The organism is Brevundimonas sp. (assembly GCF_051858995.1).
GTDB lineage: Bacteria > Pseudomonadota > Alphaproteobacteria > Caulobacterales > Caulobacteraceae > Brevundimonas.
Genome location: NZ_JBHYGN010000012.1, coordinates 159,352 through 183,214 on the forward strand (window position 1 = coordinate 159,352; position 23,863 = coordinate 183,214).

The 23,863-nt window shown below is 67.5% G+C and carries 22 protein-coding genes; 10 read left to right on the forward strand and 12 right to left on the reverse strand.

All coding sequences use genetic code 11. The features are described from left to right. The first annotated feature begins 43 nt into the window (after nucleotides 1–43). On the forward strand, nucleotides 44–1,321 hold the full coding sequence (clpX, locus tag ACTIEF_RS14480; RefSeq protein WP_141626406.1) for an ATP-dependent Clp protease ATP-binding subunit ClpX: 1,278 nt from the start codon (nucleotides 44–46) through the stop codon (nucleotides 1,319–1,321). 69 nt (nucleotides 1,322–1,390) lie between these two features. On the opposite strand, the gene ACTIEF_RS14485 is transcribed toward clpX, so the two are convergent. Further along, on the reverse strand, nucleotides 1,391–1,714 hold the full coding sequence (locus ACTIEF_RS14485) for a hypothetical protein (protein WP_439472845.1): 324 nt from the start codon (nucleotides 1,712–1,714) through the stop codon (nucleotides 1,391–1,393). Nucleotides 1,715–2,071: 357 nt separating this feature from the next. On the opposite strand from ACTIEF_RS14485, the gene lon reads away from it, so the two are divergent. Further along, nucleotides 2,072–4,468 (forward strand): endopeptidase La, encoded by a 2,397-nt coding sequence (gene lon, locus ACTIEF_RS14490; protein ID WP_439472846.1) that lies wholly within the window; start codon nucleotides 2,072–2,074, stop codon nucleotides 4,466–4,468. Nucleotides 4,469–5,000: 532 nt separating this feature from the next. On the opposite strand, the gene ACTIEF_RS14495 is transcribed toward lon, so the two are convergent. The 3 genes from ACTIEF_RS14495 to ACTIEF_RS14505 form a co-directional block, all read right to left on the reverse strand. Continuing rightward, complete coding sequence (locus tag ACTIEF_RS14495; protein ID WP_439472847.1) at nucleotides 5,001–5,369, reverse strand: hypothetical protein; 369 nt, start codon at nucleotides 5,367–5,369, stop codon at nucleotides 5,001–5,003. After that, a complete protein-coding gene (gene aroC / locus ACTIEF_RS14500; RefSeq protein WP_439472848.1) occupies nucleotides 5,366–6,451 on the reverse strand; it encodes a chorismate synthase in 1,086 nt (361 codons plus the stop codon). The genes ACTIEF_RS14495 and aroC overlap by 4 nt, the downstream gene beginning before the upstream one ends. A 122-nt stretch (nucleotides 6,452–6,573) precedes the next feature. Further along, a complete protein-coding gene (locus ACTIEF_RS14505; protein ID WP_439472849.1) occupies nucleotides 6,574–7,299 on the reverse strand; it encodes a DnaJ C-terminal domain-containing protein in 726 nt (241 codons plus the stop codon). Between the two features lie 86 nt (nucleotides 7,300–7,385). Here ACTIEF_RS14505 and pdxH point away from each other — a divergent pair, with 86 nt between their 5' ends. Further along, nucleotides 7,386–8,060 carry a pyridoxamine 5'-phosphate oxidase gene (gene pdxH, locus ACTIEF_RS14510; RefSeq protein ID WP_439472850.1) on the forward strand — a complete coding sequence of 225 codons (675 nt, stop codon included), beginning with the start codon at nucleotides 7,386–7,388 and terminating at the stop codon, nucleotides 8,058–8,060. A gap of 6 nt (nucleotides 8,061–8,066) precedes the next feature. On the opposite strand, the gene ACTIEF_RS14515 is transcribed toward pdxH, so the two are convergent. Together ACTIEF_RS14515 and udk are read right to left on the reverse strand one after the other, a co-directional pair. After that, nucleotides 8,067–8,690 (reverse strand): TetR/AcrR family transcriptional regulator C-terminal domain-containing protein, encoded by a 624-nt coding sequence (locus ACTIEF_RS14515; RefSeq protein ID WP_439472851.1) that lies wholly within the window; start codon nucleotides 8,688–8,690, stop codon nucleotides 8,067–8,069. A gap of 72 nt (nucleotides 8,691–8,762) precedes the next feature. Continuing rightward, a complete protein-coding gene (gene udk / locus ACTIEF_RS14520) occupies nucleotides 8,763–9,410 on the reverse strand; it encodes a uridine kinase (RefSeq protein WP_439472852.1) in 648 nt (215 codons plus the stop codon). 183 nt (nucleotides 9,411–9,593) lie between these two features. On the opposite strand from udk, the gene ACTIEF_RS14525 reads away from it, so the two are divergent. From ACTIEF_RS14525 to ACTIEF_RS14540, 4 genes are all read left to right on the forward strand, one after another. Beyond that, nucleotides 9,594–11,228, forward strand: coding sequence for a long-chain-fatty-acid--CoA ligase (locus tag ACTIEF_RS14525; protein WP_439472853.1), 1,635 nt, complete (start codon nucleotides 9,594–9,596; stop codon nucleotides 11,226–11,228). 4 nt (nucleotides 11,229–11,232) lie between these two features. Continuing rightward, on the forward strand, nucleotides 11,233–11,919 hold the full coding sequence (locus ACTIEF_RS14530; protein ID WP_439472854.1) for a hypothetical protein: 687 nt from the start codon (nucleotides 11,233–11,235) through the stop codon (nucleotides 11,917–11,919). Nucleotides 11,920–12,040: 121 nt separating this feature from the next. Continuing rightward, nucleotides 12,041–13,159, forward strand: a complete 1,119-nt coding sequence (locus ACTIEF_RS14535; protein WP_439472855.1) for a YjgN family protein — start codon at nucleotides 12,041–12,043, stop codon at nucleotides 13,157–13,159. Nucleotides 13,160–13,161: 2 nt separating this feature from the next. Further along, the gene (locus tag ACTIEF_RS14540) at nucleotides 13,162–14,307 is read left to right on the forward strand and encodes a M48 family metallopeptidase (protein WP_439472856.1); all 1,146 of its coding nucleotides are present in this window, start codon (nucleotides 13,162–13,164) and stop codon (nucleotides 14,305–14,307) included. On the opposite strand, the gene ACTIEF_RS14545 is transcribed toward ACTIEF_RS14540, so the two are convergent. After that, complete coding sequence (locus tag ACTIEF_RS14545; RefSeq protein WP_439472857.1) at nucleotides 14,215–15,120, reverse strand: MBL fold metallo-hydrolase; 906 nt, start codon at nucleotides 15,118–15,120, stop codon at nucleotides 14,215–14,217. The genes ACTIEF_RS14540 and ACTIEF_RS14545 overlap by 93 nt on opposite strands. A gap of 216 nt (nucleotides 15,121–15,336) precedes the next feature. Beyond that, a complete protein-coding gene (locus ACTIEF_RS14550) occupies nucleotides 15,337–15,738 on the reverse strand; it encodes a TIGR01244 family sulfur transferase (protein ID WP_439472858.1) in 402 nt (133 codons plus the stop codon). 212 nt (nucleotides 15,739–15,950) lie between these two features. Between ACTIEF_RS14550 and ACTIEF_RS14555 the strand changes: the two genes are divergently transcribed. After that, on the forward strand, nucleotides 15,951–18,986 hold the full coding sequence (locus tag ACTIEF_RS14555; protein ID WP_439472859.1) for a TonB-dependent receptor: 3,036 nt from the start codon (nucleotides 15,951–15,953) through the stop codon (nucleotides 18,984–18,986). 195 nt (nucleotides 18,987–19,181) lie between these two features. Beyond that, the gene (locus ACTIEF_RS14560; protein ID WP_439472860.1) at nucleotides 19,182–19,763 is read left to right on the forward strand and encodes a hypothetical protein; all 582 of its coding nucleotides are present in this window, start codon (nucleotides 19,182–19,184) and stop codon (nucleotides 19,761–19,763) included. 23 nt (nucleotides 19,764–19,786) lie between these two features. On the opposite strand, the gene ACTIEF_RS14565 is transcribed toward ACTIEF_RS14560, so the two are convergent. From ACTIEF_RS14565 to ACTIEF_RS14575, 3 genes are read right to left on the reverse strand one after another with little or no spacing between them, the layout of a single operon-like run. After that, entirely contained in the window at nucleotides 19,787–20,482 is a 696-nt protein-coding gene (locus ACTIEF_RS14565) for a class I SAM-dependent methyltransferase (RefSeq protein WP_439472861.1), read from the reverse strand. Continuing rightward, on the reverse strand, nucleotides 20,479–21,432 hold the full coding sequence (gene metF, locus ACTIEF_RS14570; RefSeq protein ID WP_439472862.1) for a methylenetetrahydrofolate reductase [NAD(P)H]: 954 nt from the start codon (nucleotides 21,430–21,432) through the stop codon (nucleotides 20,479–20,481). The genes ACTIEF_RS14565 and metF overlap by 4 nt, the downstream gene beginning before the upstream one ends. Beyond that, nucleotides 21,429–22,391, reverse strand: a complete 963-nt coding sequence (locus tag ACTIEF_RS14575) for an ArsR/SmtB family transcription factor (protein ID WP_439472863.1) — start codon at nucleotides 22,389–22,391, stop codon at nucleotides 21,429–21,431. The genes metF and ACTIEF_RS14575 overlap by 4 nt, the downstream gene beginning before the upstream one ends. Nucleotides 22,392–22,502: 111 nt before the next feature. On the opposite strand from ACTIEF_RS14575, the gene ACTIEF_RS14580 reads away from it, so the two are divergent. Continuing rightward, nucleotides 22,503–23,054, forward strand: a complete 552-nt coding sequence (locus ACTIEF_RS14580; protein ID WP_439472864.1) for an EF-hand domain-containing protein — start codon at nucleotides 22,503–22,505, stop codon at nucleotides 23,052–23,054. Here ACTIEF_RS14580 and ACTIEF_RS14585 read toward each other — a convergent pair. Further along, complete coding sequence (locus ACTIEF_RS14585) at nucleotides 23,051–23,860, reverse strand: DUF6065 family protein (protein WP_439472934.1); 810 nt, start codon at nucleotides 23,858–23,860, stop codon at nucleotides 23,051–23,053. The two genes, ACTIEF_RS14580 and ACTIEF_RS14585, sit on opposite strands and share 4 nt — an antisense overlap. Between the last annotated feature and the right edge of the window lie 3 nt (nucleotides 23,861–23,863).

Here is a 23,863-nt window from a genome sequence, read left to right on the forward strand (position 1 = left end):
TTCCGCCTCATATCGGGGTGAACCGCGGGAGTGAGAAGGGTCTATGACCAAGGCAGCCGGCACCGACGCCAAAAGTACGCTCTACTGCTCGTTCTGCGGTAAGAGCCAGCATGAGGTGCGCAAGCTTATCGCCGGACCGACGGTGTTCATCTGTGATGAATGCGTCGAGCTGTGCATGGATATCATCCGCGAAGAGCACAAAATCTCCTTCTCGAAGGCCAAGGACGGCGTCCCGAGCCCGAAGGAAATCCGCGAAGTCCTGGACGACTACGTCATCGGCCAGGGCCACGCGAAGAAGGTGCTCTCCGTGGCGGTTCACAACCACTACAAGCGCCTGAACCACGCGACGAAGAACAACGACGTCGAACTGGCCAAGTCGAACATCATGCTGATCGGGCCGACCGGCTCGGGCAAGACGCTGCTGGCCCAGACGCTGGCGCGCATCATCGACGTGCCCTTCACCATGGCCGACGCCACCACCCTGACCGAAGCCGGTTACGTGGGTGAAGACGTCGAGAACATCATCCTGAAGCTGCTCCAGGCCTCGGACTACAATGTCGAGCGGGCCCAGCGCGGCATCGTCTACATCGACGAAATCGACAAGATTTCGCGTAAGTCGGACAACCCGTCGATCACCCGCGACGTGTCGGGCGAAGGCGTGCAGCAGGCCCTGCTGAAGATCATGGAAGGCACCGTCGCCTCCGTGCCCCCGCAGGGCGGCCGCAAGCATCCGCAGCAGGAGTTCCTGCAAGTCGACACCGCCAACATCCTGTTCATCGTGGGCGGCGCCTTCGCCGGCCTCGAGAAGGTGATCTCGGCGCGCGGCGAGGGGGCCTCGATCGGCTTCGGCGCCAAGGTCAAGGAAATCGACGAGCGCCGCACGGGGGACATCCTGAAGGGTGTGGAGCCGGACGATCTGATGCGCTTCGGACTGATCCCCGAGTTCATCGGCCGCCTGCCGGTCCTGGCGACGCTGGAAGATCTGGACGAACCGGCGCTGGTCACCATCCTGACCGAGCCGAAGAACGCCCTGGTCAAGCAGTACAAGCGCCTGTTCGAGATGGAGAACGTCGACCTGACGTTCACCGACGACGCCCTGATGGCCGTCGCCAAGAAGGCCATTACCCGCAAGACCGGCGCGCGCGGCCTGCGCTCGATCCTGGAAGGCATCCTGCTCGAAACCATGTTCGAGCTGCCGACCTTCGAGGGCGTCGAGGAAGTCGTCGTCAACGCCGAGGTCATCGAGGGCAAGGCTCAGCCGCTGCTGATCTACGCCGAGACCAAGGGCAAGAAGAGCGCCCAGCCCGACAGCGCCGCCTGATCGGACTGCTCTGACGAAATGAAAAGGCCGCCCGCGAGGGCGGCCTTTTTTGCTGTCCGGCGTCCGGCCTCAGGGCGTGCGCGGATGCAGGTTGGTCTCTTCGGCCCTCTCCTTGGCCGTGTCGCGGGCGGTCTGGCTGGTCGGGCCGCCGATGCCGTCGTTGGCCGGGGCGGCGCCCGCGGTGTCGGCGGAGGCGTCTCCGGCGGCCATCGCCCCGCCCCTGGAGCCGCTGGCGCTCGAGACCGGAGCCGCGCCAGATCCGCCGCCGGAGGTGGCCGAGGCGTCCATCGCGGCGTCGGCGGCTTCGGGCGAGGCGGTGTCAGCGGGCGCGGCGGGTTGCTGGCAGGCGGCCAAGGTCAGGGCGCCGGCGGCGCAAAGCAGGATTGATCTCATGGACAGGTTTCCTCCCTTTGGTCCGCCCCCAGAACGGCCCCGCTCCGCAAAACGTTGCGATCCGGCGGCAAGGGTGGCGGACGGGCAACAGGCCGCTCCGGTGGATTTTGGCGCGTCGGCGGGGCAGGGACGCGTGGGCTGACGCCGGTCAGGCGATAGACGCATGATCCGTGCAGCTTCGCCGTGAACGAACGGTCCCCAGCCGCCTGCAGTGGTGACGCTTGAATGGCGCGACCGCAAAACCACATACTCGTATGAAGGCCGCTCAAATGGCGGGCCGAGTCGATACGGTCGAACATCGCGTTCGAACGCCGGCGCGGCGGGTCCGAGATCAACAAGGGCCCCGGAGTAGCATCGATGACCGAGACCAAGACACTTCCCGTCCTGCCGCTGCGAGACATCGTGGTGTTCCCGCACATGGTCGTGCCCCTGTTCGTGGGCCGCGAGAAATCCGTGCGGGCGCTGGACGAGATCATGAAGGGCGAGAAGCAGATCCTGCTCGCCACCCAGAAGAACAGCGTGGATGACGATCCCTCGGCGGACGCCATCTACCCCATCGGCGTGCTGGCCAATGTCCTGCAGCTTCTGAAGCTGCCCGACGGCACCGTGAAGGTGCTGGTCGAGGGCAAGGGCCGCGCCCGCCTGCTGAAATTCACCGACCGCGCCGAGTATTTCGAGGCCGAGGCCGAGGAGATCGCTGACGAAGAGGGCGAGCCCTCGCAGTCGGAGGCCCTGCTGCGCGCGGTGATCGAGCAGTTCGAAAACTATGTGAAGCTGAACAAGAAGGTGCCGCCCGAGGCCCTCAGCTCCATCCCCCAGATCACCGACCCGTCCAAGCTGGCGGACTCGGTGGCCGCGCACCTGTCGGTCAAGATCGGCGACAAGCAGGCCCTGCTTGAGACCGTGGCCGTGCCGTCGCGCCTGGAAAAGGTCTACGGCCTGATGGAGGGCGAAATCTCCGTCCTGCAGGTCGAGAAGAAGATCCGCTCGCGCGTGAAGCGCCAGATGGAGAAGACCCAGCGCGAATATTATCTGAACGAGCAGATGAAGGCGATCCAGCGCGAGCTGGGCGAGACCGACGACCAGCGCGACGAAATCCTCGAGCTGGAGAAGCGGATCCGCAAGACCCGTCTTTCCAAGGAAGCGCGGACCAAGGCCGAGGCTGAGGTCAAGAAGCTGCGCAACATGAGTCCGATGTCGGCCGAGTCCACGGTGGTGCGGAACTACCTCGACTGGCTGCTGTCGATCCCGTGGGGCAAGGCCAAGCAGAAGCCGATCGACCTGCAGAAGGCCGAGGACATCCTCGAGGAGGATCACTACGGCCTGGAGAAGGTCAAGGAACGGATCATCGAGTATCTGGCCGTCCAGGCGCGCACCGGCTCGCTGAAGGGCCCGATCCTGTGCCTCGTCGGCCCTCCCGGCGTCGGCAAGACGTCGCTGGCCAAGTCCATCGCCAAGGCGACCGGACGTGAATACGTCCGCATGTCGCTGGGCGGCGTGCGCGACGAGGCCGAGATCCGCGGTCACCGCCGGACCTACATCGGCTCCATGCCGGGCAAGATCATCCAGTCGATGAAGAAGGCGAAGACGACCAACGCCTTCATCCTGCTGGACGAGATTGACAAGCTGGGCGCCGACTGGCGCGGGGATCCCTCGTCGGCGCTGCTGGAGGTGCTGGACCCGGCCCAGAACTCGACCTTTGGGGACCACTACCTCGAGGTCGACTATGACCTGTCCAACATCATGTTCGTCACCACGGCCAACAGCCTGAACATGCCTCAGCCCCTGATGGACCGGATGGAGATCATCCGGGTCAGCGGCTACACCGAGGACGAGAAGGTCGAGATCGCCAAGCGCCACGTCCTGCCCAAGGTCACGACCGAGAATGGCCTCAAGCCGGCTGAATTCGTCGTGCCGGACGAGACCATCCGCGACCTGATCCGCTACTACACCCGCGAAGCCGGGGTCCGCTCGCTCGAGCGCGCCTTCGGCGGCCTGGCCCGCAAGGCCGTGCGCGAAATGGCCAAGACCAAGGCGCTGTCGATCACCGTCGACGCCGCCAAGCTGGCCGAATACGCCGGGGTGAAGAAGTTCCGCTACGGCGAGACGGACGAGGAGGATCAGGTCGGCATCGTCACCGGTCTGGCCTGGACCGAGTTCGGCGGCGACATCCTGACCATCGAGGCGATCAAGATGCCGGGGCGCGGGCGCATGACCGTGACCGGCAATCTGAAGGACGTGATGAAGGAGTCGATCTCGGCCGCCGCATCCTACGTCCGCTCGCGGGCGCTCAGCTTCGGCGTCAAGCCGCCGGTGTTCGAGAAGACCGACATCCACGTGCACGTGCCGGACGGCGCCACACCCAAGGACGGTCCCTCGGCCGGTGTGGCCATGACCGTGGCCATGGTCTCGGTCCTGACCGGCATCCCGATCCGCAAGGACATCGCCATGACCGGCGAGATCACCCTGCGCGGCCGGGTCACCGCCATCGGCGGCCTGAAGGAGAAGCTGCTGGCGGCCCTCCGCTCGGGCATCAAGACGGTGCTGATCCCGGAAGAGAACGAGAAGGACCTCGCCGACGTGCCTGACAATGTGAAGGGCGCGCTGGAGATCGTCCCGATCAAGACCGCCGACGAAGCCCTGAAATGGGCCCTGACCGGCGCGCTGACGCCGGTGGAGTGGGACGAGGAAGCCGAACCGCTTCCCGCCGCCGCTCCGCCGGCCGACGGCGCCTCGGTGAGCGCGGCCCACTAAGGGCGGCGACAGGCTGAAACCAAGACCTCGCCCGGAGCGATCCGGGCGGGGTTTTTGCTGGGCAGGAAGATGGAGTGACCGCTAGGCTCGCGGCATGCGCGCTGTCCCGCCTTGCTCATGGTCTGTGCTCTTCTCGCCGGATGCAACGACAGCCAGGCGGCCGTGCCCTCGCCCGGGGACAGGGACCTGCTGGTCTATCTGTCGCGAACCGAAGAAGGTCTGGATGGGCAAGCCTTCGTCCCTCGGGAGGCGGTGGGCTTTGCTCGCTTCTGTGATTTCGTCCCGGAACGCCGTAGGTTCTTCGAAGGCTTGGCCCAGGTTCGCGTGACGCAGGAAACCTATGCGCGCCTGGTGGAACAGTTTCAGCGTGAGTGCGGGGTTAGGCTCCGCCGTGAAGGGGAGGGGGCGTGGACGGTGATCCGCCGGCCCCGAGCCGGCGAGCGGCTGCCCCGACCCTTTGCAGGTGAGGGCGTGCGGGTGACTGTGACGGCCTCGGAGGCCCCCCGGGACTGATGTGATTGCCTGGGCGGGCTTATCGTTGGCAGGGCCAACGGGTGTTCTTGACCCGATACATGTAGCCCCAACGGACGCCGAGTTGCCGCAACTCAATGCTGTCGCCGATGCGGGTGGGCAGTTCCACGCGGGTAAAGCCGCCGGCGACCCTGATACTGGCCGTGCTGACCGAGCCCTGACCTTCCAGTTCGGCGAACCCGAGACCGGTGATCCGGCCCGTGACGTCACGGGCGGGGTAGCGGGGCGCGAGAATGAGCCACATGAGGGCCAGAAGGGTCGCCAAGGCCAGGATGGTCAAGGGGATGCCCAAGGCGCCGCCATGCTCGCTCAGCCAGAAGCGGGAGTTCTCTCTCCAGCCCACTTTGCGGCGAGCGGGGGCGGCCATCATCCCACCTGCGCCCGGTGCCGCAGCATCGCGTCGGCCAGCACGCAGGCGGCCATGGCCTCGACCACCGGCACGCCGCGCAGGGCGACGCAGGGGTCGTGCCGGCCCTTGGTGCGCAGGTCGGTTTCGGCGCCGTCGCGGGTGACGGTCTGGCGCAGGGTCAGGATGGAGGAGGTGGGCTTGAAGGCGATGCGGGCGGTCAGCGGCTGGCCGGTCGAGATGCCGCCCAGGACGCCGCCCGCGTGGTTGGACAGGAAGACCGGCTGGCCGTCCTCGCCCAGACGCATCTGGTCGGCGTTGTCCTCGCCCGACAGTTCGGCGGCGCCAAAGCCCGCGCCGATCTCGACGCCCTTCACGGCGTTGATCGACATCATGGCGGCGGCCAGTTCGGCGTCCAGCTTGCCGTAGAGGGGGGCGCCCCAGCCCGCCGGAACGCCCGTGACCTCCAGCGCCACCACGGCGCCGATGGACGAGCCCGCCTTGCGCACGGTGTCGAGGTAGGCCTCCCACTCGGGGACGACGGCGGCGGAGGCGGCGAACAGGGCGTTGTCATAGACGGCGTCGAAATCGACGGCATCGGGCGCGATGCGGTGAGGGCCCAACTGGACCACGCCCGCGCGGATGCGGATGCCGTCTCCCAGCACCTTGCGGGCCACGGCCCCGGCGGCGACCCGCATGGCGGTCTCGCGGGCCGACGAGCGACCGCCGCCGCGGTGGTCGCGAACGCCGTACTTGGCTCGATAGGTGTAGTCGGCGTGGCCGGGGCGATAGGCGCGGGCGATCTCGCCATAGTCCTTGGACCGCTGGTCCTCGTTCTCGATCAGGATTGAGATGGGCGTGCCGGTGGTCACGGGGCCTTCACCGTCATCGAAGACGCCGGACAGGATGCGGGCGGTGTCGCTCTCCTGCCGCTGGGTGACGAAGCGGCTGCCGCCGGGTTTGCGTCGGTCCAGCCAGGGCTGGAGGTCCGCCTCGGTCAGGGGGATGTTGGGCGGGCAGCCGTCCACGACACAGCCGATCGCCGGCCCATGGCTCTCGCCCCAGGTGGTCACGCGAAACAGATGGCCGAAGGTGTTGTGCGACATACCGTAGGGCTTAGACCATTTTTGCTTCAGGTCGATCCGACCTGAATCCAAAAAATGGTCCAACATAACCTGGCGCGAAACCTGAGCCGAGTTGGACGCAGTCCAACTCGACCGATTTCGCGTTAGGCCGCCAGACGGTCCGGTGTCCAGACGCGGGTGAACCGAACCAGCAGGTCCTCCGCCGCCGAGGGGGCGTCTTCGGACGGGATCAGGGTGACGAACAGATGGCCCTGCGGCCGCAGCCCGCGCGCAGGCAGGCCCAAGTCGCGCAGGCGCAGGCGCAGCGGCTCCTGGCCCGCGACGATCCAGGCGGAGCGGGGACCGGCGTGGGTGTCGATCTCGATCCGCCCGCCGTCCTCGACCAGCCGACGCGCGACGGGCCAGTTCATGTAGAGGTCGTCGCCGATGACGTTCAGTCCATCCGCCGCGCGGATCAGGACCGGCAGATGCAGGTCCGCCCCGTCCGCCGCCCCGTCCTTGAGGCGCAGATGCTCGCCTGAGCGCAGTCCGGCGGGCGCCTGAACCTTCAGCGTCCGACCCTCCACGGTCACGGACACGGCGCCGCCCTCCAGCGCCTCGCGCGGGGTGATGGCGATGACGGTCTGCGGGGCGGGCGAGGCCGCCGGGGCGTCCAGCGCGGGCTGTCCGGCCCGCGCCTGCACCAGCCGCCACGCCGCGATGACTTTTCGGAAGCGCGCCTCATCGCCGCCGTCCTGATCCGGGCGGGCCGATTTCACGGCGGCGCGGAAGGCCGCGGTCAGGGCGGCGCCCTCCGCCGGGCCGCTCAGGCCGAGCAGGGTCCAGGCTTCGCTGAGCGAGGTAACCTCGGAGGAGGGGCGTGCGCGCATTCCGGCACTGAGCACCCGACGTGGTGAAGACCGGCTTAACCGTGATGCCTCTCCCGTTCCGAACCGCGAAGGTCTATCTGAGGGGCATGACCGCGCCCGTGATCCCGCCCAGCCCGACCCGAGAAGAATATGCGGAACAGTACGCCGCCGCCCTGGCCGCCAACGGGGATGAGACCATCTTCGACCGGATCGAACCGTACGGCCTCTTTGTCGAATGGCTCGAGGACGCCAAGCGGTACGAGCCGAATGACGCCAACGCCATGTCTCTGGCGACCGTGACGGGGCAGGGGGTTCCGGACTGCCGCATCGTCCTGCTGAAGGACGTCGATGGGCGGGGTTTCACCTTCTATTCCAATCGCGAGAGCGCCAAAGGTGAGGAACTGGGCGAGGCCCCGGTGGCCGCCTTGGCCTTCCACTGGAAGTCGCTGCGTCGTCAGGTGCGGGTGCGGGGGCGGGTCGAACCGGTCAGCGCGGCGGAGGCCGACGCCTATTTCGCCAGCCGGGCGCGCGAGAGCCAGATCGGCGCGTGGGCCTCGAACCAGTCGCGACCGATGGCGGCCCGCTCGGTGCTGGAAGACGCCATCGTGCGGGAGACGGAGCGCTTCGAAGGGCAGGACGTGCCCCGGCCCGAGCGCTGGAGCGGCTGGCGCGTGATCCCGGATCAGGTGGAGTTCTGGCGCGACCGACCGTTCCGCCTGCATGACCGCCTGCTGTTCACGCGCGACGGTGACGGCTGGACCACGAGCCGCCTGCAGCCCTGAGGCGGATCAGGCCCCGTAGCGGGCCATGAAGGTGTCGATGACGTGGGCGACCACCTCGGCATGGGTGCGGCCCGCCCGCACCTCGTCGCCGGTGACCAGCGGCACGAAGAAGACCGGGTGCTCGATCATCCCCATCAGCTCGCCCGCCGCCCAAGAGGGCTTCTGGATATTGGTCAGGCCGCCGCGCGCCTGATGATCCTTCAGGATGCCGATCAGGGTGGCGCCGAACTCGGTGCGGCCCTTTTCGAAGAAGCGGATCGCCGTGGCCTGAAAGCGCGGGCGCTCGGCCATGACCAGCCGGAAGATGGAGCGCACGAAGCCGTCGCCCATGAAACCCGCATAGGCCTCGGCGAAGCTGGTCAGCTGGGTGCGGGCGTCGCCCTCGTTGGCGCGGACCCCGGCCATCTGGCGCGAGAACTGGGAGGCGGCGTCATCGATGACGGCCGAGAACAGCTCCGACTTGCCGGCGAACAGGGCGTAGAGGGTGGCGGTGGAAACCCCGGCCTCGCGGGCGATGGGCTCGATACGGGCCCCGGCGTACCCCTCGGATACAAAGGCGATCCGGGCATACCTGAGAATGGCCTGCCGTTTGGGATCGTGGAGGGAGGGCTCGCCGCTGAGGCCTGGCATGGGAATTCATCGCTCGTAGAAGCGGAAAGGTGACGCAGCTTCGCGCGAACGGCAAGCGGGAGTCAGTGATCGTCAGGCGCGGATCAGTTGCGCGAGCAGCGGATGGGCCAGGACGGGCGCCGCCAGACGCACCACGGCCTGAGGATCCTCCAGCCGCACCGCCGCGGTGGCGTCGGCCACCACGAAGTCGGCGTTGACCCGCGATGGCTCGGTCCAGCGCTCATGTCCCGGACGGACTGTGCCCAGATACTGGCCGATCACCGACTCCGCCGTGCGGCCCCGCTCGGCCTGGTCGCGCAGCAGGCGGCGGATGAAGCGGATGTCGGCCGGGGTGTCGACGAAGACCCGGATGTCGAACAGGTCGACCAGGGCGGGAGTGCAGAGAACATGAGTGCCCTCCACGATCACCACCTGAGCGGCAGGCACGGCCTCACCGCCCGGCTCGCGCCCGTGGTGGATGAAGGAATAGATCGGGGCTGTGATCGCCTGCCCGGCCTTCAGCGCGGACAGGTCGCGGATCATCAGCTCATGGTCGCGGGCGGCCACATCGTCGAAGTCGAAGGTGTTCGGATCAAAGTCCGGCAGGCTGGCGGCGTCTCGGTAGTAGGAGTCCTCGCGCAGCAGCACCGCCGCACCTTCGGGCAGGGCGGTGACCAGCGCCTCCGCGAGCGTGCTCTTGCCCGAGCCCGAGCCGCCAGTGATCGCGATGAGGATGGTCATGGGCTTCGTCGGCGGATTCGAGGGGCTAAGGTCGAGGGAATAGGAAATCCGCGCTCCCACGTCCACGCCACGGCCCTGCGGTCCCTCGAACGTGACCCTGCGTCACGTTTGCTTATCGCTGTTCACGTGGATAGCGTGACGGCAAGCGTCCCGTTCAGCGGATGCAAATGCAAGGGATCGCAAATGCTTGGGTTGATGCAGGACTGGCCGCTGACGGTCGACAAGATCATCACGCACGCCAACAACTGGCATGGTCACCGCGAGGTCGTGACCCGGTCGGTCGAGGGACCGATCGTCCGCACCACCTATACCGAAATCCATTCGCGCGCCCGCCGGGTCAGCGATGTGTTGAAGGGCTGGGGCATCCAGACCGGCGACCGCGTCGCGACGCTGGCGTGGAATACGGGCCGCCACATGGAGGTCTGGTACGGCATCATGGGCATGGGGGCGGTCTGCCACACCCTGAACCCGCGCCTGTTCCCGGAACAGCTCGCCTACATCATCAATCACGCCGAAGATAAGATCATCTTCGTCGACCTGACCTTCATTCCGCTGCTGGAAGCCATCCTGCCGCACTGCCCCAGCGTCGAGCGGGTGGTGGTGCTGACCGACGAGATGACCATGCCGGCGACCAAGCTGCCGGGCGCGGAATGCTATGAGGCTCTGCTGGCCGGGGCGTCCGAGAATGTCGTATGGGGCGACTTCGAGGAAAACACCGCCTGCGGCCTCTGCTACACCTCGGGCACGACCGGGAACCCCAAGGGCGTCCTGTATTCGCACCGCTCGAACTTCATCCATACGCTGCTGGGCATGCAATCGACCGTGCTGGGCGCGTCGCCCAGTGAGGTGATCCTGCCGGTGGTGCCGATGTTCCACGCCAACGCCTGGGGCATCGCCTTCGCCGGTCCGGCCGGCGGCACCAAGCTGGTCATGCCGGGCGCGCGCATGGACGGCGCGGCCATCTATGAGCTGATCGAGAGCGAGGGCGTGACCTTCTCGGCCGCCGTGCCGACGGTCTGGCAGGGCCTGCTGACCCACCTGCGCGAGAACAATCTGAAGATCCCGACGGTCAAGAAGGTGCTGATCGGCGGCTCGGCCGTGCCGGAAAGCCTGATCCGCGCCTTCCACGACGAGTTCAACATCGAGGTCCTGCAGGGCTGGGGCATGACCGAGACCTCGCCCATCGGCACCCTGTCCAACATGACGCCCGAACTGGCCGCCCTGCCGTACGACGAGCAGATGAGGTGGCGCGTGAAGCAGGGCCAGCCGCCGCTGGGCGTCGAACTCAAGCTCAAGAACTACGCCGGTCAGGAAATGCCCCACGACGGGCACACCTACGGTCGCCTGATGATCAAGGGGCCGACCATCGCGGGCGGCTACTTCAAGGGCGAGGGCGGCGAGATCCTCGACAACGAGGGCTATTTCGACACCGGCGACGTCTCGACCATCGACGAGCAGGGCTTCATGCAGATCACCGACCGCGCCAAGGACGTGATCAAGTCCGGCGGCGAGTGGATCAGCTCCATCGAGATCGAGAACATCGCCGTCGGCCACCCGAAGGTCGAACTGGCCGCCGTCATCGGCGCGGCCCATCCGAAGTGGGACGAGCGCCCCGTGCTGGTCATCAAGCTCAAACCCGGCGAGGCCGAGGACAAGCAGGAGCACCTCGATTTCCTGCAGGGCAAGATCGCCAAATGGTGGATGCCGGACGACGTCGTCTTCGTCAGCGACATCCCGCTGGGCGCGACCGGAAAGATCGACAAGAAGGTCGTGCGCGAGCAACTGAAGGACTATCGTCTCCCGACTGCAGGAGGCTGAGTCCATGGCGAAGACCGCGATCAAGGGTAGGGGCGCGGTGCAGGCGTTGACGGGGCTGGCGGCGGCGACGCCGCTGCTGGTGATGGTCGCCATCATGGGCGTGCGCGGCGGTCTGCTGTCAATTGAGACCGGCTATGACTTCATGACCCTGACCGTGGCGTGGGGATTGTCGTTCGTCAGCGCCGCCGCCGGCGTGCTGGCGGTGATCCTGTCGCTGCGGAGTTTCAAGGCGCTGGGCCTCATCGCCCTGATCGGTCTGGTGCTCGGCGTCGGCTCCCTGGGCCTGTTTGTTTGGCAGAAGGGGCGGCTGGCGGCCGGTCCGGTCGAGAACGTCAGCACCGATCTGGCCGAGGTCCCGGGCTTCGGCAATGTGCGCCCCGACGACATGGGGCAGGGCGCCGTCGTCGGCGTCGAGGCTTGTCCGGGCGCCCTGCCCATCATGAGCCAGATCGCGCCCGAGAGCGCGGCCTGGGCGATCCAGGAGGCGGGCTTCACCCTGCGCCGCACCGGCGTGGCGCGGGCCGACGGCTCGCGCACCAGCACCTGGTACGGCTTCGGCTATGACGTGGTCATGCGCATCCGTCCGGGGCGCACCGATATCCGCGTCGCCGCCCGCGATGCGCGTCCGCACGGGGGCGAGGCCTGCCGTCTGGTGACGGTCATCAGCGAGAAGCTGCGCTCCAGCCTCTGACCGGTTCCGCCGCGGCGCCGTGGCGGGGGCGCCACGATCTGGCCGCAGTTGATCGCGCCCCCGTTGCTTCAGGGCCTTCCGCTCGTTAGGCGGGATGGTACGCGAGTTTGGGGGATACGACTTGAGTGACATCATCGCCGGCGAAGCGACCGAAGAGATCGCGCCCGAGGCCCTGACGTTTTCGACGACTCTGCGTCCGAGCGGCTTCCTGGGGCTCAGCCTCAAGAACGGCCTGCTGAACCTGATCACCCTGACCCTCTACCGCTTCTGGGGGAAGACCGAGGTCCGCCAGCGGATATGGAAGGGCGTACGCCTGAACGGCGATGCCTTCGAATACACCGGTCGCGGGATCGAGCTTTTCATCGGCTTCCTGCTGGCGCTGGTGGTGCTGGGCGCGCCCTTCCTGATCATCGTCTTCGCCGTTCAGTTCATCGGCGAGTGGGTGTTCCTGATCGCCTACTTCCCGATGTATCTTTTCTTCGGCTGGCTCTGGGGTTTCGGCACCTTTACGGCCTTCCGCTACATGGCGAGCCGGACGACCTGGCGGGGGATCCGCTTCCAGTTGAAGGGCTCCGCCGTCAACTATGGATGGCAGTTCCTGTTCGCCATGTTCCTGAGCGGCCTGACCCTGGGCTGGTACTGGCCCACGGCGGAAAGAACCCTGGCGGAAAAGATCTGGGATGAAGTCCGCTTCGGCGACCGTCGCCTGCGCTTCCGGATGGGCCGCGCCCAGCAGGAAGGCGTCTACGGCGCCTATGCTCTCGGCTGGGTCGGGACCGGGGTTGGATACGTCTTCTTCATGCTGCTGCTTGTCGCGGTCTCCATGTCGGTTGGGGGCTTCCAGGACCCGGGCGCACAGCCGTCCATGACAGACGCGCTGATGATGAACTTCGTCATCTACGCCGCTTTCCTGCTGATCTCGCCGCTGTTCCTGCTGCTCTGGTCGCCCTACCACGCCGCGATGATGCGATCGGTGGCCAAGGGGGTGTCGGTCGACGGCGCGACCTTCACCCTGCACGTGAAGGCCTTCCCGCTTTGGTGGCTGATGGTGACGAACCTGTTCTTCCTGCTCATCACCTTCGGCTTCCTGATGCCCTGGGTTCAGGCGCGGACGGCGCGGTTCCTGATCGATAGGCTCAGTTCCGAGGGGATGGCGCGCCTGTCGCTGGCCCATCAGGCCGGTCGTGGGCCGGGCAGCGGCGAAGGTCTGGCTGACGCCTTCGGCTTCTCGGCGATCTGACCTTGTTCGCGCGCTTCTACGACGGTCATTCGGCGCGGGCGCTTGACGCCGAGGCCGCGCTGGACGGCGACGTCCTGCGCATCCTCGTCGGGCGCGAGGAGCGGGTCTGGCGTGTCCGGGACCTGACGGTGGAGGTGGAGGCCGATCAGGCGCGCGTCTCAAGCCGCAAGGAGCGCGATGCCCGCTTGGTGCTGCCCGTCGGTGACTGGAGCCCGATGATCGGCGACCGGTTGGTGGAGGCGGCGAAGACCCGTCGCCAGCGCGAATGGTGGCTGATCGGCGGCCTGACGGCCGCCGCCGCCGGCGTCGTCCTGTTTGTGACGGTCGGCGTTCCGGCCCTCTCTGGCCCGGTGGCCCGCGCTACGCCGGTGTCCATGGAACAGCAGATGGGCGACAACTTTAACGCCCAGATCTCCACCCTTTTCCGAACCTGCCAGGGGGCGGCCGGACAGCGCGCTCTGGCCGGACTGGGCGACCGGATCGGGGCGAGGGCGGATACGCCTTTCGACATCCGCGTCCGGGCCGTGAACGCGCCGATGGTCAACGCCTTCGCCCTGCCGGGCGGCTATATCCTGATCACCGACGACCTGATCCGCGAGGCGAAATCGCCGGAGGAACTGTCCGCGGTCATCGCCCACGAGGTCGCCCACGTCGAGAAGCGCCACGTCATGCAGGCGGTCTGGCGCAATTTTGGAATCGGCATGCTGCTGGACCTGATCGTGGGCGGCGGCACCGGGGCGGGGCAACAGGCTGTCATCCTGGCGGGGCAGGCGTCAGAATTGAGCTACAGCCGCGCGGCCGAGCTGGAGGCTGACGGTCGCGGGCAGGCCCTGCTGCACGCTGACGGCCTGTCCTCGATGGGGATGGCTCCCTTCTTCGAACGGATGGCCGCGGGCGAAAGTCACGACGGCGTCAGCGACGCCGCCGAGTTTCTGGCCACCCACCCGGATTCCCGTCGCCGCGCCGAGGCGGCTCGCTCGGCCCAGCGCGCTGGGCGTAGCGCCCTGACGGCTGAGGAGTGGCGGTCTGTTCGCGATGTGTGCGGCGTCGAGGGGTCAGACAATCCGGTAGATCGCCTGAAGCGTCGGTTCGGGCTCGGCGATGACGCGTCCACTGCGGACAAGGGCGATCAGGTGAGCCCAGACTGACAGGGAAGCCGCCGGCCACAGGCGGCCGTCCACGGCGGCGTAAAGAGTGGGGACCATCTCGGCGATGGTCCCGTCTCCGGCCTGCAGACGCGCAAGCACCTGCGCCTCCCGTCCCAGGCGGTGGGCGCGATAGGCGGCCAGGAAGGGGGCGGGCTGGGTGACGGGCGCGCCGTGTGTCGGCCACAGGGTGGCGAAGTCGCGCGCGATCACCGCATCCAGACTGGCCATATAGTCGGTCATGTCCCCGTCCGGCGGGGCCACGACGGTGGTGGACCAGCCCATGACGTGGTCGCCGCAGAACAGGGCGTTCTCATCCAGCAGGGCGAAGGCCATGTGATTGGAGGCGTGACCAGGGGTGGCGAGGGCTTCGATGGTCCAGCCGTCGCCGTTGATCCGCTCGCCGCCCTTCAGGATCACGTCCGGAACGAAGCTGTCATCGTCATCCTCGTCCAGCGAACCTGAGGCGTGGACGGTGTGCAGGGGCGGGCGGGCGGCCAGCACAGGCGCGCCGCCGACCGCCTCGGCGAACGGGCGGGCGAGGGGAGCGTGGTCGCGGTGAGTGTGGGTGACCAGCACGTGACTGACGGTCTGGCCCTCGACCGCCGCCAGCACAGCCCGCAGATGGGCGTCATCCAGTGGACCCGGATCGATCACGGCGACGCCCGCGCCCCGCGCATACCGCCCGACGATGTAGGTCCCCGTGCCGGTAAAGGTGAAGGGGCCGGGGTTGTTCGCGACCACCCGCCGGATCAGGGGTGAGGCCCGATCCACGCGTCCGTACTCAAACGCGAACTCTCGAACGAAAGGGATCAATTGGGTCTCCCGGCGCGGCCCAGGGCTTGCGTTAGGATTGTGTAAACCTTCCGCGGAGTGCCTGATATGGCCGTTTCCATCGCCCTGGCTGTTTCAAATCGGCTCCTGCCTGTCGCGGGAGCCCTGCTGTGTCTCATGGCGGCGCAGTTGGCGGTCGCCTCGTGCACACCCGAGCCCGCGCCCTACGCCACCCGCGTCGCCGTCGTTCGCTGATTTCTAGAGCGGAAGCCGGCTCAGATCATAGCCGGCCGCCGCCGCCGCGGCTCTCAATTCATCCGCATCGACGCCCCGAGCGCGCTCGGCCATGGCCCAGGCGGCCGTCGAGCGCATGCCTGAACGGCAGAACATGAACACAGGCGCCGACTCACTGGCGCCCTCAAGCGCCGCGGCGGTCGCCTCGACCGCCGCGCGATCCGGCATGCCGCTGACCGGGATCCAGACATAGGTCAGTCCTGAAACAAGGGCGGCCTCGGACAGTTCCTGCGAGGTCGGCTGTCCGGGCTCTTCGTGATCCGGCCTGTGGTTCACAACCGCGGCATAGCCAAGCTGCTTCAGGTGGGAGAACTCGGTCGGAGACAGCTGTCCCGCTATGGTTACGCTTGCACTCAGCTTTTTCACGATGCGGCCTCGATAAACTCTTTTAAAAACAGATGCATACACAAACTGTGTCTATAACGCGACACATTCCCGCTTGAACGGTTACAGTCGTGTAATTCTGATGCGGAACGCCAATCCCGAGCATAAGGTCGAGGAATCCCGCATGCAAAGGGGCGTGGGGGCCATTGGTTGTCGCATGGCTTTAACAGCCACGACCTCAGGAGGACCAAGATTTGAAGACCCAAACCATCCGTCAGCGCTTGCTGCAATCTACGATGATCGGCGGCACAGCTCTCATGGCGCTGGTCGCGGTTCCCGCCGTCACGCTCGTGACCGCGACGCCCGCCCACGCCCAGAGCCAGACCGGCGGTCTGCGCATCGCCGTCACCGGCTCCGACGGCCAGCCGCTGTCGGGCGCGAGCGTCACCGTCCGTTCGCCGAGCAGCCTGGTGTCGCGCACCGGCGTCACCGATGCGGCGGGCTTCGTCCGTCTGTCGGGCCTTGACCCGGCGACCAACTACTCGGTCGAAATTTCGGCCCCGAACTACAGCGCCTTCACCGCCAGCAACGTCGCCGTCGTCAGCGGCCGTGACCTGTCGGTCGGTTACGCCCTGTCGGGCGGCGCCGGCGAAGCCGCGACCCTGGACGACATCATCGTCACCGGCGCCTCGCTGGCCGCGGTGGACGTCACCTCGGCGACGGTCGGCACCACGCTGACCCTGCAAACCGTGGAAGCGCTGCCGACCGGTCGTAACTATCAGAGCTATCTGCAGCTGGTTCCGGGCGTGAAGCCCTCCAGCGGCGGCAACCCCTCGTCGCGCTCGGGCGTGAACTATTCGGACGTCAACGGCGCCATCGGCACCTCGACCGACAACCTGTTCTACCTCGACGGCGTGGACGTGACCGACCCGGTCACCGGCACCTTCGGCGCCAACTTCAACTCGGAAATCATCCAGGAACAACAGGTCATCGTCGGCGGCGTGCCGGCGGAATACGCCGGTGGTTCGGGGCTGATCTCGCGCGTGGTCACCAAGTCGGGCTCGAACGAGTGGCATGGCTCGATCAACTACTACCTCCAGAACGATGATCTGGTGGCCGAGGACGAGCACAGCACCTCGGGTGGCTTCTCGACCTACGACACCGCCGTCACCCTGGGCGGCCCGATCATCCAGGATCGCCTGTGGTTCTTCGGTTCGTACCAGAAGAAGAACCGCGAAGACGAAGTTCTGGACGTCGGCACCGGCACCGTTCTGCGGACCGTGGAAAGCGATCAGGACTACGCCTTCGGCAAGGTGACCTGGCAGGCTACGGACAACGACCGTCTGACCCTGACCTACTTCAGCGATCCGACCGAAATCAGCGGCCAGAACTCGTCGAGCATCATCAATCGTCGCGACTACACTCGCGAACAGGGCGGTGACAACTTCAAGATCGACTACTCGCGCACCTGGGGCGACCTGCTGGTCAACCTCTACTACTTCAAGCACGAGTCCGAGCTGACCGACACGGCCGTCGACAACACCATCCGTGACAACGTCACCTATCGCACCGCCGCCGGCGCTTCGCTCGACCAGCGTCAGCTGGGCGGTCGCGGCATCAACTTCGAGGAGCACCGCGATCGCGAGGAGTACGGCATGAGCGCTGAATACTTCCTCGACACCAGCTTCGGCAGCCACACCATCAAGGCTGGCATCCTGCGGACCGAGAACACCTACTTCCAGACGGACTCGGTTCCGGGCGGCGTGACCTACACCTCGCTGGATGACCAGTACTCGGGCACCACCCTGGGCACCTACCGCAGCGCCGCTGCGGGCTGGACGGCGCGTTCGATCACCTCGACCGATTACGCCAACTTCCTGCTGCCGGCCCTGAGCGCCAACGCCGCCGCCCTGGCGGCCTACGACACCAACGCTGACGGCCAGATCTCGACCGGTGAAGCCGACGCCATCGTCTTCAACAGCACCGCCGGCAACCCGTACGGCAACGTCAACGTCTACCGGACCGTCCGCGCCGCTGACGCCCCGTACACGGTGTCGAGCGAAGGGGTCAGCCTGTACCTGCAGGACACCTGGACCCTGAACCAACTGACGGTGAACGCCGGTGTTCGCGCCGAGAAGTGGGAACACTTCGCTTCGGACGGCAGCCAGATCGCCGACTTCGACTGGACCTTCGCCCCGCGCCTGAGCGTCGTCTATGACGTCTTCGGCGACGGTCGCAGCAAGGTCTTCGGCTTCGTCGGTCGCTACTATGACCCGATCCGCAACGACATGACCGACTTCGCCGGCGCCAAGACCGGCCCGGTCAACAACGAGCAGATCTACGCCGCCGGTCAGTGGATCACCTTCCGGACCCGCGGTCCGGGCGACGCCGCCATCGCGCCGAGCATCAAGACGCCGTACACCGACGAGTTCATGATCGGTGGTTCGACGACCTTCGGTTCGGACATCGGCCTGTCGGCCACGCTGACGCACCGCGTGTCCAAGGACATCATGGAGGACTACGATCTCAGCCTCTATGCCGATCCGACCTGCACCCAAGCGACCTGCGGCGTCGCCGGCGCTGCCTATCCGGGCTCGCCCTTCTACCTGGGCCTGGAATACTTCGGCTACACCACCAACCCGGGCACCAACTACGTCCTCGCCACCCTGGCGGGCGGCAAGCGTGAGTACACCGGCTTCGAACTGGTCCTGACCAAGTTCAAGACGGACAACTGGTTCGGTCAGCTGTCGTACACCTACAACCGGGCGTACGGTAACTCGAACTCGGACGGCAACGCCGACTTCCAGGGTGACTGGGTTGCGCTGGATCCCCGCGCTCCGAACATCTGGGGTCGTCAGGCCGGCAACATCCCGCACCAGTTCAAGGCCTATGGTGCGTATGAGTTCGACTTCGGTCTGGAAGTCTCGGGCGTGTTCAACTGGAACAGCGGCTCGTACTACACCCCGGCCGACGTGGTTCAGAGCCGCTACCTGCCGCCGATGTCGGGTGGCTATGAAGTCGGCGGCGTGACCGATACGTGGGTCCTGCCGGGCTTCGTCGGCGCCGAGCAGAACCCGGCCTATTACACGTTCGACATGCGTCTGAAGTACGTGCTCGATCTGCCGATCGGCGAGACCGAGTTCTTCCTCGACGCGTTCAACGTGCTGAACGAGCAATCGGCGACCAGCGAAGTCGCCAACCGCGCGGGCAGCGGCCAGTACGCCTATCAGGAAGCGAACAACTGGGTGGCGCCGCGGCGCTTCTACCTGGGCGTCCGCTACTCCTTCTAAGCCGAGTACTGAGCGACCAAGAGAATGCCGGCGCGAAAGCGCCGGCATTTTTCTTTGCCTGCCGCCTACGGCGAGCGGAGCGGGTGCGCTTTCGCGGCCACGCTCTTCCGTTTCGTGTCGCCATGGAAAAACCATTGGCCGACTTCAAGCGTTGCTGCGTCCAGTCGGGCCACGCGCCCCCGTTCCGGAGCCTTCATGTTCGCCAGCCTCGCCGCCGCCCTCCTGCTGTCCACCGCCGCTGTTCCGCAGGACGGCCCCATCGTCACCGCGCCCCGCACCCAGGACGCCCGCGCCCAGGATGAGGGTCCGATCGCCACGGCCGCCCCGGCCGCCGAGACGGTCGAGACCCTGCGTTTCCGCGAAGCTGTCGCCTACGCCAACCCCCTGCCGCGCGGCGCCCCTGAGGCCGACTATCCGCTGGTGGCCTGGTGCGAAGCCCTGGTGAACGGCCACATCGCCCTGGGCGAGACGCTGGAAGGCCGCGACGATCTCGACAACGACATCATCCGTCTGGGCCGTCTGGAGGCCACGGACTTCCGCGCCGCCCTGCAGGCTGCGGCCCCGCGCCAGAACGCGGCCAGCCGCGCCGCCGCGTCTGCCGCCGCCGCCGAGGCCACGGCCAAGTGGACGCCGCTGATGGGGCAGGATCAGGCCACCCGCAGCCAGGCCTTCGGCCTGTTCTTCGGCCTGCCGGGTCGCTGCGAGCATGCCGCCCGCCGCATTCGTGAGAACATCACCACCCCGCCGGCCACTCCGGCGGACGTCGGTCTAGAGTAAGAGAGCATCCCACGCGGGTCGCCTCAGGCGTAGGCGACCCAGCCGTGCCAGTTCATGGCGAAATAGAAGGCTTCGATGCCGTTGAACCCGGCTTCGGCCAGCAGGGCCTCGTCCCGGGCGGCGGTCGCCAGTCCGGGGTTGCCGCGATGGCTGGCCCGGGCGTTCTTCAGCGTGTCCGGATCGATCCCGCTGGCCGCCGCATAGGCGACGTAGCGGTCCATGTTGCGGTCGAACAGCGGGTTGTCGGGGCTGTCGCAGCGATCCACCAGGATGAAGGGCGCGCCCGGCTTCAGCCGACGGCGGATCTCGCTGAGGGTCGTCAGCTTGGAGCCGTTGTCCGGGATCAGACCCAGCACCAGAATCAGGGTGGCGCCGTCGAACGGGCCGGCCGGCGCCGCCTCGACCCCGCCCTCGATCAGCTCGACGCGCCGCATCGTCTCTTCGCCCAGGATGCGCCGGGCCAGCTCCAGCATCTGCCCCGCCGGATCGACCCCGGTGAAGCGCCAGCCCGGGCCGGCCTTGGCGAGGGCCTGTGTATCCAGCCCGCCGCCGGCGCCGACCACCAGCACATGGCCGTCCTCCGGCACGCGCTCGGCCAGAAGCACGCCCGCCATCTGCAACACGCCGGGCTGGCCGGGCATGAAGGCCTTCGGTCCTTTCTCGACATAGCGCGAGACGAAGTCCGGATCGGCGAAGTTGAAGGCTGGCGGGCGGCTCACGCCTCGACCGCCCGCGTCTCGCGCACGCCCAGCACGCGGCAGATGGCGTAGACCAGATCAGCCCGGTTCAGGGTGTAGAAGTGGAAGTCCAGGAAGCCTTCCTCCTGCAGCCGGGCGCAGGTCTCGGCGGCGACCGAGGCGGCGATCAGCCTGCGGGTCTCCGGATCGCCGTCCAGCCCGTCGAAATGGGCCGCCAGCCAGTCGGGGATCGAGGCCCCGCAGGCCCCGCACATCCGCTTCAGTCCGGCGAAATTGGACACCGGCATGATGCCGGGGATCAGGGGGATGGTGACGCCCGCCGCGCGCACCCGGTCGCGGAAACGCAGGAAGGCGTCCATATCGAAGAAGAACTGACTGATCGCCCGGGTCGCCCCGGCGTCCAGCTTGGCCTTCAGCACGCCGATGTCATGCTCGATCGAGGGGCTTTCGGGGTGCCGCTCCGGATAGGCGCCGACGGTGATGTCGAAGCCGCCGACCCGGCTGATGGCGGCGGTCAGTTCGGTGGCGTTGGCGTAGCCGTCGGGGCGGGGCTGATAGGCGCCGCCGATGCCGTTGCCGCCGGGCGGATCGCCGCGCAGGGCCACGATGTGCTTCACGCCCGAGGCCTTGTAGGTCTGGATCACCGCATCGACCTCGTCCCGGCTGGCGTCGACGCAGGTCAGATGGGCGGCGGGCTGCAGGTCGGTTTCGGTCAGGATGCGCTCGACCGTGCGGTGGGTCCGCTCGCGGGTCGAGCCCCCGGCGCCGTAGGTCACCGAGACAAAGGCCGGGTTCAGCGGGGCCAGCCGCTGGATCGCCTTCCACAGATTGGTCTCGGCCTCGTCGCTCTTGGGCGGGAAGAACTCGAACGAAACCCGTGGGCGTGAGGCGTCCTGACCCGCGCGGGCCACGGGGCCCAGCGGAGACAGCAACAGGGCGCGGGCCTCGGCCAGGCTGATGGGCGTGCTCATGCGGCCTTCGCCTTCGCCTCGGCCGGACGGTCCGCCGTCCAGATCGAGACCGTCAGGCCGTCGGTGTCCGGGGGCAGGGTGGTCGCGGCGTCGGCGCGCAGCCCCGCCTCACCCAGCCAGCGGCGGATCTCCTCATCCGAGAAGCCCAGCCGGCGATGCTGATGCTCGTCGCGCAGATGCTCCAGCTGGTGCGGGGCGAAGTCGACGATGATCAGCCGCCCGCCCGGCGCCGTCAGCCGCGCGGCCTCGGCCACGGCGGCGGCCGGATCGGCGAGGTAGTGCAGGACCTGATGCACCAGCACCAGATCGGCGCTGTGCTCCGGCAGGCGGGTGGCGAAGATGTCGCCGTGGCGCAGCTCGACCTTGTCCAGCCCGGCCTTGGCGACGTTGGCCCGGGCGATGTTGAGCATGTTGTGGCTGAGGTCCAGGCCGACCGACATCTTGGCCTTGCGGCCCAGCAGGGTCAGCATGCGGCCCGAGCCGGTGCCCAGATCGACCACGCGCTCGAACGGGCCGTCGCCTGCCGCCTGCAGAATGGCCTCCTCGACGTCGCTCTCGCAGACATAGAGCGAGCGGATGCGGTCCCATTGCGGCGCCACGCGCTCGAAATAGGCGCTGGCGGCGGCCTCGCGGTCGCGGCGCACGTCCTCCAGGCGCCGGTCGTCCGCCGCCCCGGCGCTTTCGTCCAGCAGGTCCAGCACCGTGTCGATCAGCCGACGCGCCAGCGGATCGGACGACAGGCGATAGAAGACCCGCGCTCCGTCCGGGAAGCGTTCGATCAGGCCCGCATCGGCCATCAGCTTCAGGTGGCGGGAGACGCGCGGCTGGCTCTGTTCCAGAATGCGCGATAGCTCCATCACCGACAGCTCTTCACCCGCCAGCAGGGACAGGACCCGCAACCGGGTCGGCTCGCCCGCGGCGCGCAAGGCTTCGACAGTCTGATCAGCGCTTAGTGACATGGGTTTATATAAGGATATCCTTATATGATTTGGCAAGCAAAAAGACGCTGGTCAGACGGGCGGTACAGGCACACTCTGGCGCGGTCGATCCCCGATCCCGGAAGTCTTTCGATGCGTCTTCGTTCGATCCTGCTGGCGGCCCCCGCCATCCTCGCCCTGTCGGCCTCCGCGGCCTTCGCCCAGACTACGGGGCAGACCCCGCCGCCCGGCCCCGCGCCGCAGGGACCGCCGCAGGGCGCGCCGCCCGGAGCGCCCCAGGTCGTCCGTCAGGGCGGGATGATGATGGGCATGATGCCGCGCACAACCGCCGAAGTCCCAGCCTGGGCTGATCGACTGTTCGACCGTCTGGACGCCAATGCCGACGGCGCCATCACCGGCGATGAACTGACTGTCCTGACCCGGGAGCCGGTGGCCTCCATGGGCGGCGGTCGCTTGCGCGCCATGATCTCCCAGTCCGACGCCAATCGCGACGCCCGCGTCAGCCGCGAGGAGTTGCAGGCCGGAGCCCTGCGCGCCTTCCAGCGGATGGACGTCAACGGCGACGGTCAGTTGTCCGACGACGAACTGCCTCGTCCGCCCGCTGCGGCGCGCCCGACGCCGATCCCGATGCCGTCGCAGCCGGACCCGATGCCCATGCCGATGCCGGACGGCTCGGGCGGCTAACTGATCCCCGGCCAGTTGCGATAGTCGATGGACGGGGTCTGCGCCGCCTCGGGCTCCGGCGCGGCTTCCGCCTCGGGCAGGGCGCCCAGGCGGCGCTTGTTGACGTGCCCCTCGGGTCGGCTCTCGGCGGCGTCAGGGAACTCGCCGCGGAAATAGTAGCGCTGCCATGCCTGCTTCATCGCCGCCGGGTCGCCGTCGGCCATGCGGGCGTTGAAGTCGGCGCGGACCTCCTTCCACATCTCGTACTGGCGCGACAGTTCGCCGTCGCTCGACAGGGGCGCGCCCACGGGCTCGAACGCCTCGACCTTATGATGCTGGATCGGCTGGATGAAGCAGAAGGGCTCATCCTTCTCGAACCGCACGCGGCCCGGCGCGGTGAAACGCCAGTTCATGGTGAAGGGGTAGGGCAGCCAGTCGGTCTCGACCAGGCCCTCCAGCGGGGACAGGCCGTGCTTGAACCGATTCGGACTGCCCGAGGCGCGCAGGGCCCAGCCGGGCGGGGTGCGGAACAGCCAACCCACGTGGAAGGTCATCACGCCGTGGGTGAAGTGGGACACCACCAGATGGTCCAGCGACTCTCCGGCGACCAGAGGTCGGAAGCGGATCGACTCCGCGTCCAGCCCGCCGTTCCACTCGGCCTCGAACCCGACCGGGCACAGCAGCTCCCAGCCCGTCGTATTGGCCATAGTCAGGGGCAGGCAGCGATAGGGATGGCGCGCCGCGAAGGCGTCCATCCAGTCGCGCTCAGGCCGTCCCGGAACCAGCTGTGGCGGGTTCGGCCGGGTGGGGAAACACTCCAGACGCAGGGG

Bases quoted from the DNA above. Each gene is read 5' to 3' on its own strand.
- clpX (WP_141626406.1), top strand. From the start codon at position 44: ATGACCAAGGCAGCCGGCACCGACGCCAAAAGTACGCTCTACTGCTCG.
- ACTIEF_RS14485 (WP_439472845.1), bottom strand. From the start codon at position 1,714: ATGAGATCAATCCTGCTTTGCGCCGCCGGCGCCCTGACCTTGGCCGCC.
- lon (WP_439472846.1), top strand. From the start codon at position 2,072: ATGACCGAGACCAAGACACTTCCCGTCCTGCCGCTGCGAGACATCGTG.
- ACTIEF_RS14495 (WP_439472847.1), bottom strand. From the start codon at position 5,369: ATGATGGCCGCCCCCGCTCGCCGCAAAGTGGGCTGGAGAGAGAACTCC.
- aroC (WP_439472848.1), bottom strand. From the start codon at position 6,451: ATGTCGCACAACACCTTCGGCCATCTGTTTCGCGTGACCACCTGGGGC.
- ACTIEF_RS14505 (WP_439472849.1), bottom strand. From the start codon at position 7,299: ATGCGCGCACGCCCCTCCTCCGAGGTTACCTCGCTCAGCGAAGCCTGG.
- pdxH (WP_439472850.1), top strand. From the start codon at position 7,386: ATGACCGCGCCCGTGATCCCGCCCAGCCCGACCCGAGAAGAATATGCG.
- ACTIEF_RS14515 (WP_439472851.1), bottom strand. From the start codon at position 8,690: ATGCCAGGCCTCAGCGGCGAGCCCTCCCTCCACGATCCCAAACGGCAG.
- udk (WP_439472852.1), bottom strand. From the start codon at position 9,410: ATGACCATCCTCATCGCGATCACTGGCGGCTCGGGCTCGGGCAAGAGC.
- ACTIEF_RS14525 (WP_439472853.1), top strand. From the start codon at position 9,594: ATGCTTGGGTTGATGCAGGACTGGCCGCTGACGGTCGACAAGATCATC.
- ACTIEF_RS14530 (WP_439472854.1), top strand. From the start codon at position 11,233: ATGGCGAAGACCGCGATCAAGGGTAGGGGCGCGGTGCAGGCGTTGACG.
- ACTIEF_RS14560 (WP_439472860.1), top strand. From the start codon at position 19,182: ATGTTCGCCAGCCTCGCCGCCGCCCTCCTGCTGTCCACCGCCGCTGTT.
- metF (WP_439472862.1), bottom strand. From the start codon at position 21,432: ATGAGCACGCCCATCAGCCTGGCCGAGGCCCGCGCCCTGTTGCTGTCT.
- ACTIEF_RS14575 (WP_439472863.1), bottom strand. From the start codon at position 22,391: ATGTCACTAAGCGCTGATCAGACTGTCGAAGCCTTGCGCGCCGCGGGC.
- ACTIEF_RS14580 (WP_439472864.1), top strand. From the start codon at position 22,503: ATGCGTCTTCGTTCGATCCTGCTGGCGGCCCCCGCCATCCTCGCCCTG.